Raw genomic sequence first — 13,686 nt, forward strand, 5'->3', positions numbered from 1 at the left:
GTACTGCAAGGTGGCCCATCGCATACACTTTGTGGTTGTTTTTCGAGGTAATCCATGAGTCTCCAATGCGGCATCGTGGGCCTGCCCAACGTCGGCAAGTCCACCCTTTTCAACGCGCTGACCAAAGCCGGCATCGCAGCTGAAAACTATCCCTTTTGCACCATCGAGCCGAACACCGGCGTGGTGGAAGTGCCCGATCCACGCCTGCAGCAGCTGGCCGAGATCATTTCGCCCGAGCGCATCGTGCCGGCCATCGTGGAGTTTGTGGACATCGCGGGCCTGGTGGCCGGTGCCAGCACGGGCGAGGGCCTGGGCAACAAGTTTCTGGCGCATATCCGTGAGACCGACGCCATCGTCAACGTGGTGCGCTGCTTTGAAGACGACAACGTGATCCACGTGGCCAACAAGATCGACCCGATCGCCGACATCGAGGTCATTCAGACCGAGCTGTGCCTGGCCGACCTGGCGGCGGTGGAAAAAGCCTTGCACCGCGTGCAAAAAACGGCACGCTCGGGCGACAAGGAGTCGATCAAGCTGGTGGCGATTCTGGAAAAGTGCCAGGCCGCGCTGAACGACGTGAAGCCGGTGCGCACCATTGATTTCAGCAAGGAAGAACTGCCGCTGTTGAAGCAGTTTTTCCTGATCACGGCCAAGCCCGCCATGTTTGTGGCCAACGTGGCCGAAGACGGCTTTGAAAACAACCCGCTGCTGGACCGCCTGAAGGCATTTGCCGACGCGCAAAACGCGCCGGTGGTGGCCATTTGCGCCAAGCTCGAAGCCGAGATGAGCGAGATGATCGACGAAGACCGCCAGATGTTTCTGGAAGAGCTGGGCCAGAGCGAGCCGGGCCTGAACCGCCTGATTCGCGCCGCCTACAAGTTGCTGGGCCTGCAAACCTATTTCACCGCGGGCGTGAAAGAGGTGCGCGCCTGGACCATCCATGTGGGTGACACCGGCCCGCAGGCGGCTGGCGTGATCCACACCGACTTTGAGAAGGGCTACATCCGCGCCCAGACCATCGCGTTTGACGACTACATCACCTACAAAGGCGAGCAGGGCGCGAAAGATGCCGGCAAGATGCGCGCTGAAGGCAAAGACTACGTGGTCAAAGACGGTGACGTGCTGAACTTTTTGTTCAGCAGCTGAGCATGAGCAACGCCCAGCAGCCCGAAGCCCAGCGCCTGTCCAAGCGCCTGGCGGCCCAGCTGCCCTGCTCGCGCAGCGACGCCGAAAACTACATCGCCGGGGGCTGGGTGCGGGTGGACGGCGTGGTGGTGGAAGAACCCATGGAGCGCGTGCGCGACGAGCAAGCGGTGGTGCTGGACCCCAAGGCCAAGATGGAGGTTTTGGAGTCGATCACGCTGATCTGGCACAAGCCGCACAACCGGGTGCTGCCCGACGAACCGTTTCTGCCCGACGCGCTGGCCGCCAAATGGTTCACCAACACCAACCGTTTCAAGGGCGACCGCTCGGGCGTGCGCCCGCTCAAGGCGCACCGCCACAAGCTGCTGCCGGTGGCCGCACTGTCCACCGCGATGAGTGGGTTGATGGTGTTCACCCAAAACCCGAGCGTGGCGCGCAAGATCACCGACGCGTCGGCCCAGATCGAGCACGAGTGGCTGGTGGAAGTGGCCGAAGATCCGGCGCTGGAAGACGATGCGCGGCGCGATGCGGTGCTCAAGTCGCTTTCCAAAGCGCTGTTTTTCGACGGCTGGACGGTGCCATCGGCGCGCGCGAGCTGGCAGAGCGAGCTGCGGCTGCGCCTGGCCATCAAAGGCAACCTGCCGGGCCAGGTGGAACACCTGTGTGAGCGAGCCGGGCTCAAGATCACGGCCGTGCGCCGGCTGCGGCTGGGTCGAATTGGCCTGGCCGGCTTGCCGGTGGGCGAGTGGCGTTACCTGATGCCCTACGAGCGGTTTTGAACGCGGGTGGCCCAGACGCTCAGCGCCATGGCCGCCAGCATCACCACCAGGCCGACTTCGTGCAGGCGCAGCATCTGGCCTTGCGCAATCATCACGCCGCCCAGCGCGGCCCCCATGCCCTGGCCCGCGTACATGGCTGACGTATTCAGCGCCACCGTGGCCGGCGCCAGCGCTGGCGACATGTGGACCAGCCGGGCCTGCTGTGCCGAGTTGGCGGCAAAGCAGCCAATGGCCCAGGGCACCAGCACCAGCGCCTGCTGCCACAGGCCCGCGCGGCCCAGTGGCCACAGCAGCAGGCTCAGCGCCATGCCGCCCATCATCAGCAGGGCTCCGCGCGAGGCGCCAATGCGGTCGATCCAGCGCGACAGCGCCACGTTGCCTGCCAGACCAAACGCGCCAAACCACAGAAACAGCAGCGACAAGGTGCCGCCGCCGATGCCCAGCGTTTGCACCAGATAGGGCGCAAAGTAGGAAAACAGGGTGAACTGGGCAAACGCGGACAGCAGCGTGACGCCCACCGCCAGCATGAGTGCCGGCGAGCCCAGCGTCTGGCCCCAGGCCTGGCGCGATAGCGCCGCTGGGCGGATGCCGTTGGGCATGTCGCGCCACACCCAGGCGGCGCTGGCGACCGACATCAGCGCCACCAGGCCAAAGGCCCAGCGCCAGCCCAGCGTGCCGCCGATCCAGGCCGACAGCGGCATGCCCATGACCGACGCCACCGACCAGCCCAGAAACACAAACGTGATGGCCCGCCCGCGCTGCGAGGCGGGCACCAGCAAGCCCACGCAGGCGGCGGCCTGCGGCGTGAAAATGGCCGGTGAAATCACCGCCAGCACCCTCAGAGGCAGCAGGGCTGTGTAGTTGGGCGCCAGCGCGCAAATGCCCATGAGCAGTGCGTACCAGACCAGCGAGAGCGTGAGCAGGCGCCGGCGGTCCCAGCCGGCCACCAGGGTGGCAAAGGTGGGTGCGCCCAGGCCCATCAAAATGGCGCCGGCCGTGATGAGCTGGCCCGCCTGCGGAATGGACACGCCCAGCGACTGGCTGATGTCGTTGAGCGTGCCCGGCACCACCATCACACCGGTGCCGATGACGAAATTGCCCATCATCAGCGCCCAGAGGGCGCGCGGCAGGGCGGCGTCGCGTGGGGGGTGGGTCATGTGGGCAGGCGCTTGGCGTGGGGCGTTCAAGTATCGCCCCGAAGCGCCGGGGGCATCAGAACGGGAGTCCCCCCGGGAACACCCAGAGCAGGGCACCCGTCATGGTGAGGTAGCGCGCCAACTTGCCCACCGCCATGTAGGCCACGCAGGGCCAGAACGGAAACTTGAGCCAGCCGGCCACGGCGCACAGCGGGTCGCCCACCACCGGCAGCCACGACAGCAGGCACGCCTTGGGGCCAAAGCGCTCCAGCCAGCGCAGCGCCCGTGGGTGCGGGGTGTGGGTGTGGCGGGCTTTGTCCACCACTTTGTGCGCGCCCAGACCCATGGCCCAGCTGACGGCGCCGCCCAGGGTGTTGCCCGCGGTGGCCACAAAGATCACGGGCCAGAACAGTTCGGGGCTGAGTTTGATGAGCGCAAACACCGCTGGCTCGGAGCCCATGGGCAGCAGCGTGGCTGAAATGAACGCCACCACAAACACGGTGCTCAGGCCGACCTCGGGCAGGGAGAGCAGTTGCAGCAGGGAAACGATCCAGTCGGGCATGGGCGGTCAAGGGTCTCAAGAAAAGTGTGGTGCAGCATATCGCCTGCTGAAAAAACGGGCAGATACAATGCCCATCCTTCCCGCCCAGGTTTTACCGGGCTCTGCGCGCTGCGCACCACCACCCATTCTCCCATCGCCATGCAACTGGGTCCGTACACCCTGCCCAACGCTTTGTTTGTCGCACCCATGGCGGGTGTGACGGACCGGCCGTTTCGCAAGCTCTGCAAGCGACTGGGTGCGGGCTATGCGGTGAGCGAAATGGTGACCTCGCGCCCCGACCTGCAAGACAGCCTGAAGACCTCGCGCCGGGCCGACCACAGCGGAGAGCCTGGCCCCATTGCGGTGCAGATAGCGGGCACCGACGCGCAGATGATGGCCGACGCCGCCCGCTACAACATCGACCGTGGCGCACAAATCATCGACATCAACATGGGCTGCCCGGCCAAAAAAGTGTGCAACAAATGGGCCGGCTCTGCCCTGATGCAGGACGAAGCGCTGGCACTGGAGATCGTGCAAGCCGTGGTGAACGCCTGTGCGCCGCACGGCGTGCCCGTGACCCTGAAAATGCGCACCGGCTGGTGTGCCGAAGGCAAGAATGCGCCGACCATCGCGCTCGCCGCCGAGGCCGCGGGCGTGCAGATGCTGACTGTGCATGGCCGCACCCGCGAGCAAGGCTACAAAGGTTTTGCCGAGCACGACACCGTGGCCCACATCAAGAGCCTGGTGAAGATTCCGGTGGTGGCCAACGGCGACATTGACAGCCCCGAAAAAGCCCGCGCGGTGCTGGCCCGCACCGGCGCCGACGCCCTCATGATCGGCCGCGCTGCCCAGGGCCGTCCCTGGATCTTCCGCGAGATCGCGCACTTTCTCGCCACCGGCGAACAGCTGCCGCCGCCCGACCTGCTGGACGTGAAGGCCTGGTTGCTCGACCACCTGGAAGACCACTACAGCCTGTATGGCGAATTCACCGGCGTGCGCAGCGCGCGCAAGCACCTGGGCTGGTATGCACAGGCCCTGCCCCTGCCCGGTGGCGCCGCGGCGGTGTTTCGCCGCCAGATCAACACGCTCACCACCGCGCAGGCACAGCTGGACTGCGTGCGCGAGCATTTCGACGCCTGGGCTTCTGCACCAGAGCACACCATGACCCGAGAAGACAACTGGAAACTGGCCGCATGAGCAAGCACAACCTGCACGACTGTGTTCGTGCCAGCATGGAAGATTTTTTCCACGACCTCAACGGCACCGACCCGGCGGGCCTGCACGACATGCTCGTGAAAGCGGTGGAAAAACCGCTGCTTGAAGTGGTGATGGAACAGGCCCAAAACAACCAGTCGCGCGCGGCGCAATGGCTGGGCCTGAACCGCAACACGCTGCGCAAAAAACTGCTCGAACACAACCTGCTGTGAGGGCCGGCACCCCGCTGCGGTCCTCCTCTGGCTCCATCCTTTTTTCTTAAAGCTGAACCTTCCCATGCGCGCACTTATTTCCGTCTCCGATAAAACCGGCATCGTCGAACTGGCCCAGACCCTGCACGGCCTGGGCGTGTCCCTCATATCCACCGGCGGCACCGCCAAGCTGCTGGCCGAGCAGGGTCTGCCGGTGACCGAAGTGGCCGAGGTCACGGCCTTTCCCGAAATGCTGGACGGCCGCGTGAAGACCCTGCACCCCAAGGTGCACGGCGGCCTGCTGGCGCGCCGCGATGTACCCGAGCACATGGCCGCTCTGCAGGCGCATGGCATCGACACCATCGACCTGCTGATCGTCAACCTGTACCCGTTTGAAGCCACCGTGGCCAAGCCCGGCTGCACGCTGGAAGACGCGATCGAAAACATCGACATCGGCGGCCCGGCCATGGTGCGCAGTGCGGCCAAAAACTGGAAAGACGTGGCGGTGCTGACCGACGCCGCCCAGTACCCGGCCGTGATCGACGAACTGAAGGCCAGCGGCAAGCTGAGCGACAAGACGCGGTTTGCCCTGTCGGTGGCGGCGTTCAACCGCATCAGCCAGTACGACGGCGCCATCAGCAACTACCTCTCAAGCATCCAGTTCGACCAAGCCGAGGGTGTGCCCCAGCGCAGCGAATACCCCGGCCAGAGCAACACCCAGTTCGTCAAGCTGCAAGACCTGCGCTACGGCGAAAACCCGCACCAGACGGCCGCTTTCTACCGCGACCTGCACCCCGCTGCCGGCTCGCTGGTGACCGCGCAGCAGCTGCAGGGCAAAGAGCTGAGCTACAACAACATTGCCGATGCCGACGCCGCCTGGGAGTGCGTGAAGAGCTTTGACGCGCCCGCGTGCGTGATCGTCAAGCACGCCAACCCCTGCGGTGTGGCCGTGGGCAAAGACGCCCTCGAGTCTTACAGCAAGGCCTTCCAGACCGACCCCACCAGCGCCTTTGGCGGCATCATCGCTTTCAACCGCCCGGTGGACCAGGCCGCGGCCGAGGCGGTCAGCAAGCAGTTTGTCGAGGTGCTGATGGCACCGGCCTACACGCCCGAAGCGCTGGCCGTCTTCAAAGCCAAGGCCAATGTGCGCGTGCTGCAGATTGAGCTGCCCGCGGGCGCGGCTGGCCGCAACAGCCAGGACATCAAGCGCATCGGCTCGGGGCTCTTGATCCAGAGCGCCGACAACCACGAACTCCAGCGCGCCGACCTGAAGGTGGTCACGAAGCTGCAACCCACCGAACAGCAGCTGGACGACCTGATGTTTGCCTGGAAAGTGGCGAAATACGTCAAGTCCAACGCCATCGTGTTTTGTAAAGACGGCATGACCATGGGCGTGGGCGCCGGCCAGATGAGCCGCCTGGATTCAGCCCGCATCGCCAGCATCAAGGCCGGCCACGCGAACCTGACGCTGCAAGGCACTGCGGTGGCCAGCGACGCTTTCTTCCCGTTCCGCGACGGGCTGGATGTGGTGGTGGACGCGGGCGCAACCTGCGTCATCCAACCCGGTGGCTCGATGCGCGACCAGGAAGTGATCGACGCGGCCGACGAACGTGGTGTGGTGATGGTGTACAGCGGCGTACGCCACTTCAGGCACTGAACCAGCGGACGCTTCGCGAGAAGTGTCTTGCTCCCTCTCCCTCTGGGAGCGGGTTGGGGTGAGGGCTCTTCGGGGCCCTTTTCTCTTTCTGCGGCGGTTTCGCTCGTATGCAGTTTCTCGCCAAAATGGGGGGAGGGCAGGGGGTCGGGGCATCCGCTCTCAGGCTCACCTCGCGGGCCGCTGTTCGGGTCCGCTGGCGTTTCCTCGTGAACACGGCTTGGGCGCTCGCTGTCTGTGGCAACCGCGAATGGAGCCTGCGACCAGACTGCCCCAACCCCCTACCCTGATGATGGGTGGGTGTGTCAGCAAGAGCAGCCAACGCGCACTCTGTTGGCTTTTGGTTGGCATGCCCAAACGCATTTGAAGGTGGGTGGTGCGGGCTGACGGGCGCAGGCTCCATTCGCGGTTGCTTCAGTATCAGCGTGCCAGCAACACCGTTGACGAACCGAAGCAGGCGCACCCGAAGCAGCCGCCCGCGAGGTGAGCCGGAGCACGGCAGCTCCACCATCCACCTGGTGCGAGGTGTTGGCGTGAAACGCAGCGGGCAGCACAAAAGCAAATGGCCGGAAGAACCGGCCGACTGAACGTACAACGAAAGAAGGCGAAAGCCGTTACCGGCCCAGCAGCTTGAACACGTCGCGCGCGGCCGAAACGGTGTCGGCAATGTCCTGCGCCGTGTGCGCTGCGCTCACGAACCCCGCCTCGTACAAAGCCGGGGCGATGTACACACCGCGGTCCAGCAGACCGTGGAAGAGTTTGTTGAAGGTTGGGCCGTCGGTCGTCATCACCTTGGCGTAGTTTTGCGGCAGTTCATCGAACAGGAAGAAGCCGAACATGCCGCCCTGGCTATCGCCGCACATCGTCACGCCCTCTGCGGTGGCGGCGGCGGTCAGGCCGCTCACCAGCGACTGCGTGGTAGCAGACAGCGCTTCATAAAAACCAGGCTTCTGGATTTCTTTCAGCGTGGCCAAGCCACAGGCGGTGGCCACCGGGTTGCCGCTCAGCGTGCCAGCTTGGTACACGCCGCCCAGCGGAGCCAGTTGCTCCATCACCGCGCGCTTGGCGCCAAAGGCCGCCAGCGGCATGCCGCCGCCGATCACCTTGCCCATGACCGTCATGTCGGGCTCGAAACCAGGAATCAGCTGGGCATACACGCTCTGCGCGCCGCCGAGCGCGACACGGAAGCCCGTCATCACCTCGTCAAACGCCAGCAGCGCACCGTGCTGCGTGCACAGTTCGCGGCAACGCTTCATGAACGGCACGCTGGCGCGCACAAAGTTCATGTTGCCGGCGATCGGTTCGATCATCAGGCAGGCCACTTCGGGGCCGTGCTCAATGAACGCCGCTTCAAGCTGCTCAATGTTGTTGTATTCGAGCACGATGGTGTGCTGAACCACCTCGGGCGGCACGCCGGCGCTGGTGGGGTTGCCGAAGGTGGCCAGGCCTGAGCCCGCTTTCACCAGCAGCGCGTCAGCATGGCCGTGGTAGCAGCCTTCGAACTTGATGATCTTCTTGCGGCCGGTGGCGCCGCGCGCCAGGCGGATGGTGCTCATGCCGGCTTCGGTTCCCGAACTCACCAGACGCACCATGTCGATGCTGGGCACCAGCTTGATGATTTCTTCGGCCAGTTCCACCTCGCGCTCGGTCGGCGCGCCGTAAGAAAAGCCTTCCAGCACGGCCTTTTGCACCGCTTCCACCACGGCCGGGTGGCCATGGCCCAGGATCATCGGGCCCCAGGAACCGATGTAGTCGATGTATTTCTGGCCATTGGCGTCCCAAAAATAGGCACCCTGCGCACGCTGCACAAAACGCGGCGTGCCGCCCACCGCCTTGAAGGCGCGCACGGGCGAATTCACGCCGCCGGGGATCAGGGCTTTGGCGCGTTCAAACAGTTCTTGGTTGCGGTCGGTCATGGTGGTTTCTCTTCGATGCGTGAGGTTCGGTGGCGGGTCAGTGGCGGGTGGTGTCCAGTGGAAAGTCACCCGCATCCAGTGTGGTTTCAGAGGACGCCTCCGCGTCGTCTGCTTCATCGTCGTCTTCGTGGGCCCAGAACAGGCGGTCGGGTACAGCGTGGCCCATGCCCGGCTGAAAGCCGGCATCCAGGCACTGGTCCAAGTACGTCAGGGCTTCGGCACAGGCCGATTGCAGGTCGGCACCACCCGCGATGAGCGCGCACAGGGCGGCCGACAGTGTGTCGCCCGCGCCAGCAAAGGTGGCGTCGAAGCGTTCGTAGCGGGCGGTGGCCAGCACCGTTTCGGGCGAAGCCAAGTGGCTTTCCAAGTATTGGTCGGCCGCGTTGAAACCCGTCACCAAGGTGTAGGGCACGCCGTGGGTGGCGGCGGCACGCGCAATCTCGCGTGGGCTCGGCGCGCGGTCGCCCTCCCATTCGGGCAGCAGCCAGCGGCACAGGGTGCTGTGGTTGCCCACCAGCACGGTGGTCTGGGGCAGCAGCAATTCGGCGCAGGCATCCAGGTAGGTTTCGATGGCGAGTTCGTCCCACCACGACAGGTCGGGCATGTAGGTCACCACAGGCACATCGGCGTAGTCGGACGTGATTTCGGCGATGACGCTGAGGTTTTCCGGGCTGCCCACAAAACCCACTTTGAAGGCTTGCACGGGCATGTCCTCCAGCACGCAGCGGGCCTGGTCGCCCACAGCCTCTTCGTCAAAGGTCACGTGGTCGTGGATTTCGGTTGTGTCGCGGATGTAGGCGCCGGTCACGACGGAGAGCACATGGGCCGACGCGCTGGACATGGCGGTGATGTCGGCGCTGAGGCCGCCTGCACCGCTCGAATCGTTGGCGTTAAACACCATCACACAAGGCAGGCTGGTTTCACTGGGGACACCGGCCGAAGGGGGCGAAAGGGATTCAGGGGTGTCGGACATGGGGCTGTGTGAGAAGCAGGGCGGGCGGGTCTTGAAAAGGACGCCGACCTGCGTGCAAAGAAATACCAGCGGACAACCGGTCATGAATGACCTGCAAGCGGCCTGCGGGCGGCTTATGGGGGTCGATACAATGATTGCATTCTATGACAATGCCCCCTATAACCATGACCGAAACCAAGACTTGGATGTGCCTGATCTGCGGCTGGATTTACGACGAGGCCACCGGTGATCCCGAGCACGGCGTAGCGCCCGGAACCCCCTGGGCGCAGGTGCCCATGAACTGGACCTGCCCCGAGTGCGGCGCGCGCAAAGAAGATTTTGAAATGGTGCAAATCTGACGCGGGTTCGCCATGCTGTGGTGAGTCTTCGCGGTTCGGGCATCGGGCATGTGTGCCCGCTGCGTGGCCCCTGTCCTGACCTGTTTTCTGGAGCAACCCCACCGTGAGCACGACACCCGCACTGAAAGTTCTGGTGGTTGACGACAGCAACACCATTCGCCGCAGCGCCGAAATTTTCCTCAAGCAGGGCGGGCACGAAGTGCTGTTGGCCGACGACGGCTTTGACGCTTTGTCCAAGATCAACGACTACCAGCCCGATCTGGTGTTTTGCGACATCCTCATGCCCCGGCTGGACGGCTACCAGACCTGCGCCATCATCAAGCGCAACGCCCGTTTTTCCAGCATCCCCGTGGTGATGCTGTCGTCCAAAGATGGTGTGTTCGACAAGGCGCGCGGTCGCATGGTCGGCTCGCAGGAATACCTTACCAAGCCCTTCACCAAAGACCAGTTGTTGCACGCGGTGCAGCAGTTTGGCGCCAACCTCACCGGAGCCGTTTGATGCCCATCCAGAAAGTGCTGATCGTGGACGACTCGAAAACCGAGTTGATGGTTTTGTCGGACCTGCTGGGTAAAAACGGCTACAGCGTGCGCACCGCCGAGAATGCGGAAGAGGCCTTTCGTCGGCTCGGAGAGGAAAAGCCGGAACTGATTTTGATGGACGTGGTGATGCCCGGTCAGAATGGTTTTCAGTTGACGCGAGCGATTGCCCGCGACCCGCAGTATTCGAGCATTCCCATCATCATGTGCACCAGCAAAAATCAGGAAACCGACCGTGTCTGGGGCATGCGCCAAGGCGCGCGTGACTACGTCACGAAGCCGGTGAACGCTGAAGAGCTGCTGTCCAAGATTCGGGCGCTGGGTTGAGCGGCGCCGCCACTCCCTTGCACGCGACCCGATAAACACCCAGCATGGCCAACCGTCAGTCACTCAGGGATTTGCAGGAACGGCTGGCGCAGCGTCTGACCGCCGCCAAATCTGAAGCCGCCACAGCCTCTTGGCTGGCCGTGGAAGCCCGGGGCCAACGCTATTTGTTCCCGTTGGTGCAATCGGGTGAAATCTTCCCCTGGGCTTCGGTTCAGCCCGTGCCTTACACCAAGCCCTGGTATGCGGGCGTGGCCAGTTTGCGTGGCGGCTTGCATGGCGTGGTCGATCTGGGGAGGCTGGTTGAGCGAGCCTCCGATGCGGTGCAGTTGACCGATCGGATCACATCCGAGTCGCGGCTCGTCAGCCTGCATGGCGCGCTGGGTGTCAACGCCGTGTTGTGGATTGACCGGTTGCTGGGCCTGCGCAACCCCGCCATGTTCAGCGCTTTGAGTGAGGCCCCTGCGGGCTCACCCCCTTATTTCACCCGCTGTCTGGTTGATCATCAGGGACTGCCCTGGCAAGAAATTGATCTTCAGGCACTTGCGGCCGAACCCGAATTCCTGGCCATCGCTGCCTGACGGTTGAAAACCGTCGGCTGATGCCGGTGATACGCACTTTGTTTTCTGTTGGAAGGTTTTTTTCATGGCCATGCTTGATCGAATCCAGGGACTGTTCAAGAAAAAAACCGGGGACGAACCCGATTTGAGCGGCGCCACCGATCAGGAGCTGGCAGAACTCGCTGCAGCGCGCTTGGCGCCCGACCTGTCCGCTGACGATTTCGCTCCCAGCCGCATGGCCGGTGATGAAGATATGCCTTTGCAGGCGGGCCTGGTCACGCTCCCCTTGCTCGGGCGCAAGCCGGCCGAACAGCACCAGCGGATGTTGGCATCCTTGCTGGCGTTTGGTTTGGTGGTGCTGGGCGGTGTCACTTTTTTCGCACTGAGCCAGACGGAAAAAATCGGTCAGCAGGTGGCCGCCAGCGGTCAGGCGCTGATGCAGTCGCAGCGCTTGGCCAAGAGCGTTTCCCAGGCCCTGATTGGCAGCCCTTCGGCATTCCCGGAAGTGCGTGAGAGCTCTGACGTGCTGGCGCGCAACCTGCGTGGCCTGCAAGCGGGCGATGCCGAACTGTCCATTGACTCGCTCGGTCCTCAATACGCAGGCCAGCTGGAAGCGCTGCTGCCCAAGGTGGAGGCCGCTGAACGAAACGCTGCGGCGGTGCTCAGCCAGCAAGCCATCTTGACCCAGGTGGGCAATGCCTTGCGCACCATCAACCGCCAGTCGTCTGACTTGCTGGAAATCGCCGAAACCATTTCATCGCTCAAGCTGCAGCAAAACGCGCCGGCTGCTGAAATCTCTGCCTCGGGCCAGCTGGTGATGTTGACGCAGCGCATCGGCAAATCGGCCAACGAGTTTCTGACCATGGAGGGCGTGAGCCCCGAGGCGGTGTTTTTGCTGGGCAAAGACCTGAACACCTTCAAGGAAATCACCGAGGGTTTGCTCAAGGGTAGCGAAGAGTTGCGTTTGGCCCCCGCCACGGACGAGCAGATTCGCGAGCGCCTTGATGCGTTGCTGGCGCTGTACGAAGAAACCCGAACCGAAGCGGGCGCCATTCTGGGCAACCTGCAGGGCCTGGTGTCGGCGCGTGAAGCCCAAGCCAGCATCATTGCCGACAGCGAGCCGCTGCGCCTGAGCCTGCAGACCTTGCAAGGCGATCTGTCTTCGCGCTCGGGCTTGGGAGGGGCGGCTTTGGTGGCGCTGCTGGCTTCGGCGCTGTTTGCGCTGGCTTGCGGCGCTGGTCTGGCCTATGTGCAGCTGCTCGACAGCCGCCAGCGCCAGCGCGTGGCCGAAGGCCAGAAGGTAGCAGCCGAATCGCTGGAACAAGACGCCAAGCGCGTCAACGATGCCAACCAGGCGGCCATTTTGCGGTTGATGAACGAATTGCAGACTGTGGCCGAGGGCGATCTGACGCAAGAAGCCACCGTGACCGAAGACATCACGGGTGCCATCGCCGACTCGGTGAACTACACGGTGGAAGAACTGCGTTCGCTGGTGGGCAACGTGCAGGCCACGGCCACACGGGTGGCGCAAACCACCTCGGCGGTGGAAAGCACGTCCACCGAGCTGCTGGCGGCTTCGAACGAGCAGCTGCGCGAAATTCGCGAAACCGGTCAGTCGGTGGTGGACATGGCGCAGCGCATCAACCAGGTGTCGGGTCAGGCCCAAGAGTCGGCCGCGGTGGCCCGTGTGTCGCTGCAGGCCGCCGAGTCGGGTTTGCAGGCGGTGCAGGATGCCATTGGCGGTATGAACGCCATCCGCGACCAGATCCAGGAAACCTCCAAGCGCATCAAGCGTCTGGGTGAGTCGTCGCAGGAAATTGGTGAAATCACGGAGCTGATTTCTGACATTACCGAACAGACCAACGTGCTGGCGCTGAACGCCGCCATTCAGGCCGCGTCTGCTGGTGAAGCCGGGCGCGGCTTCTCGGTGGTGGCCGAAGAGGTGCAGCGACTCGCTGAACGCTCCGCCGACGCCACCCGCCAGATTGCGGCGCTGGTGAAGGCCATTCAGACCGACACCCAAGACGCGGTGGCCGCTATGGAGCGCTCCACGCAGGGTGTGGTCGAAGGGGCCAAACTGTCGGACAACGCCGGTACCGCGCTGTCTGAAATTGACCGGGTGTCGCGCCGCCTGGCCGAGCTGATCGAGCAAATTTCCAATGCCACGTCCCGCGAAGCCGATTCGGCCAACGAGGTGGCGGGCAACATTCAGCACATCTTTGCCGTGACCGAGCAGACCGGTGAAGGCACGCGTTCCACGGCCCAACAGGTGCGAGAGTTGTCTGTCATGGCCGAGGAGCTGCGCCAGTCGGTGGCACGGTTCAAGATCGCCTGACGTACGGTTAGACCCTGATCGCGCAGAACCCGTTCGAGACCCAA

The 13,686-nt window shown here is 63.9% G+C and carries 14 protein-coding genes; 10 read left to right on the plus strand and 4 right to left on the minus strand.

Annotated features, from left to right (window positions below; all coding sequences use genetic code 11):
• Nucleotides 1-54: 54 nt before the first annotated feature.
• Entirely contained in the window at nt 55-1,146 is a 1,092-nt protein-coding gene (gene ychF / locus AC4QBL_RS01125; protein ID WP_472902045.1) for a redox-regulated ATPase YchF, read from the plus strand.
• Between the two features lie 2 nt (nt 1,147-1,148).
• Nucleotides 1,149-1,922 (plus strand): RNA pseudouridine synthase, encoded by a 774-nt coding sequence (locus tag AC4QBL_RS01130; RefSeq protein ID WP_472906785.1) that lies wholly within the window; start codon nt 1,149-1,151, stop codon nt 1,920-1,922.
• On the opposite strand, the gene AC4QBL_RS01135 is transcribed toward AC4QBL_RS01130, so the two are convergent.
• Both AC4QBL_RS01135 and AC4QBL_RS01140 read right to left on the minus strand, forming a co-directional pair.
• Nucleotides 1,907-3,079, minus strand: a complete 1,173-nt coding sequence (locus AC4QBL_RS01135) for an MFS transporter (RefSeq protein WP_472906784.1) — start codon at nt 3,077-3,079, stop codon at nt 1,907-1,909. The genes AC4QBL_RS01130 and AC4QBL_RS01135 overlap by 16 nt on opposite strands.
• A gap of 55 nt (nt 3,080-3,134) precedes the next feature.
• Nucleotides 3,135-3,620: a YqaA family protein gene (locus AC4QBL_RS01140; RefSeq protein ID WP_472906783.1), complete on the minus strand. Its 486-nt coding sequence runs from the start codon at nt 3,618-3,620 to the stop codon at nt 3,135-3,137.
• A gap of 138 nt (nt 3,621-3,758) precedes the next feature.
• On the opposite strand from AC4QBL_RS01140, the gene dusB reads away from it, so the two are divergent.
• From dusB to purH, 3 genes are all read left to right on the plus strand, one after another.
• The gene (gene dusB, locus AC4QBL_RS01145) at nt 3,759-4,796 is read left to right on the plus strand and encodes a tRNA dihydrouridine synthase DusB (RefSeq protein ID WP_472902075.1); all 1,038 of its coding nucleotides are present in this window, start codon (nt 3,759-3,761) and stop codon (nt 4,794-4,796) included.
• Nucleotides 4,793-5,026, plus strand: a complete 234-nt coding sequence (locus AC4QBL_RS01150; RefSeq protein ID WP_304835887.1) for a helix-turn-helix domain-containing protein — start codon at nt 4,793-4,795, stop codon at nt 5,024-5,026. Before dusB ends, AC4QBL_RS01150 begins: the two co-directional genes overlap by 4 nt.
• Before the next feature lie 64 nt (nt 5,027-5,090).
• The gene (gene purH / locus AC4QBL_RS01155) at nt 5,091-6,662 is read left to right on the plus strand and encodes a bifunctional phosphoribosylaminoimidazolecarboxamide formyltransferase/IMP cyclohydrolase (RefSeq protein WP_472902049.1); all 1,572 of its coding nucleotides are present in this window, start codon (nt 5,091-5,093) and stop codon (nt 6,660-6,662) included.
• Between the two features lie 611 nt (nt 6,663-7,273).
• Here purH and hemL read toward each other — a convergent pair.
• Both hemL and thiD read right to left on the minus strand, forming a co-directional pair.
• Nucleotides 7,274-8,575 carry a glutamate-1-semialdehyde 2,1-aminomutase gene (gene hemL / locus AC4QBL_RS01160; RefSeq protein WP_472902050.1) on the minus strand — a complete coding sequence of 434 codons (1,302 nt, stop codon included), beginning with the start codon at nt 8,573-8,575 and terminating at the stop codon, nt 7,274-7,276.
• Between the two features lie 37 nt (nt 8,576-8,612).
• A complete protein-coding gene (gene thiD, locus AC4QBL_RS01165) occupies nt 8,613-9,548 on the minus strand; it encodes a bifunctional hydroxymethylpyrimidine kinase/phosphomethylpyrimidine kinase (protein WP_472902051.1) in 936 nt (311 codons plus the stop codon).
• A 164-nt stretch (nt 9,549-9,712) separates the two neighbouring features.
• Here thiD and AC4QBL_RS01170 point away from each other — a divergent pair, with 164 nt between their 5' ends.
• The 5 genes from AC4QBL_RS01170 (at nt 9,713) to AC4QBL_RS01190 (ending at nt 13,642) form a co-directional block, all read left to right on the plus strand.
• Nucleotides 9,713-9,886: a rubredoxin gene (locus tag AC4QBL_RS01170; protein WP_472902052.1), complete on the plus strand. Its 174-nt coding sequence runs from the start codon at nt 9,713-9,715 to the stop codon at nt 9,884-9,886.
• Nucleotides 9,887-9,989: 103 nt separating this feature from the next.
• Entirely contained in the window at nt 9,990-10,385 is a 396-nt protein-coding gene (locus AC4QBL_RS01175) for a response regulator (protein WP_472902053.1), read from the plus strand.
• Nucleotides 10,385-10,750 carry a response regulator gene (locus AC4QBL_RS01180; protein ID WP_472902054.1) on the plus strand — a complete coding sequence of 122 codons (366 nt, stop codon included), beginning with the start codon at nt 10,385-10,387 and terminating at the stop codon, nt 10,748-10,750. The genes AC4QBL_RS01175 and AC4QBL_RS01180 overlap by 1 nt, the downstream gene beginning before the upstream one ends.
• A gap of 44 nt (nt 10,751-10,794) precedes the next feature.
• Nucleotides 10,795-11,328 carry a chemotaxis protein CheW gene (locus AC4QBL_RS01185; protein ID WP_472902055.1) on the plus strand — a complete coding sequence of 178 codons (534 nt, stop codon included), beginning with the start codon at nt 10,795-10,797 and terminating at the stop codon, nt 11,326-11,328.
• Nucleotides 11,329-11,392: 64 nt separating this feature from the next.
• On the plus strand, nt 11,393-13,642 hold the full coding sequence (locus AC4QBL_RS01190) for a methyl-accepting chemotaxis protein (RefSeq protein WP_472902056.1): 2,250 nt from the start codon (nt 11,393-11,395) through the stop codon (nt 13,640-13,642).
• Nucleotides 13,643-13,686: the final 44 nt, after the last annotated feature.

Source organism: Hydrogenophaga sp. L99, assembly GCF_058731905.1.

What these genes read in the sequence shown, in the direction of transcription:
- purH (WP_472902049.1), top strand. Translation starts at nt 5,091, where the DNA reads ATGCGCGCACTTATTTCCGTCTCCGATAAAACCGGCATCGTCGAACTG.
- AC4QBL_RS01180 (WP_472902054.1), top strand. Translation starts at nt 10,385, where the DNA reads ATGCCCATCCAGAAAGTGCTGATCGTGGACGACTCGAAAACCGAGTTG.
- thiD (WP_472902051.1), bottom strand. Translation starts at nt 9,548, where the DNA reads ATGTCCGACACCCCTGAATCCCTTTCGCCCCCTTCGGCCGGTGTCCCC.
- AC4QBL_RS01185 (WP_472902055.1), top strand. Translation starts at nt 10,795, where the DNA reads ATGGCCAACCGTCAGTCACTCAGGGATTTGCAGGAACGGCTGGCGCAG.
- dusB (WP_472902075.1), top strand. Translation starts at nt 3,759, where the DNA reads ATGCAACTGGGTCCGTACACCCTGCCCAACGCTTTGTTTGTCGCACCC.
- ychF (WP_472902045.1), top strand. Translation starts at nt 55, where the DNA reads ATGAGTCTCCAATGCGGCATCGTGGGCCTGCCCAACGTCGGCAAGTCC.
- AC4QBL_RS01170 (WP_472902052.1), top strand. Translation starts at nt 9,713, where the DNA reads ATGACCGAAACCAAGACTTGGATGTGCCTGATCTGCGGCTGGATTTAC.
- AC4QBL_RS01135 (WP_472906784.1), bottom strand. Translation starts at nt 3,079, where the DNA reads ATGACCCACCCCCCACGCGACGCCGCCCTGCCGCGCGCCCTCTGGGCG.
- hemL (WP_472902050.1), bottom strand. Translation starts at nt 8,575, where the DNA reads ATGACCGACCGCAACCAAGAACTGTTTGAACGCGCCAAAGCCCTGATC.
- AC4QBL_RS01130 (WP_472906785.1), top strand. Translation starts at nt 1,149, where the DNA reads ATGAGCAACGCCCAGCAGCCCGAAGCCCAGCGCCTGTCCAAGCGCCTG.
- AC4QBL_RS01190 (WP_472902056.1), top strand. Translation starts at nt 11,393, where the DNA reads ATGGCCATGCTTGATCGAATCCAGGGACTGTTCAAGAAAAAAACCGGG.
- AC4QBL_RS01140 (WP_472906783.1), bottom strand. Translation starts at nt 3,620, where the DNA reads ATGCCCGACTGGATCGTTTCCCTGCTGCAACTGCTCTCCCTGCCCGAG.
- AC4QBL_RS01150 (WP_304835887.1), top strand. Translation starts at nt 4,793, where the DNA reads ATGAGCAAGCACAACCTGCACGACTGTGTTCGTGCCAGCATGGAAGAT.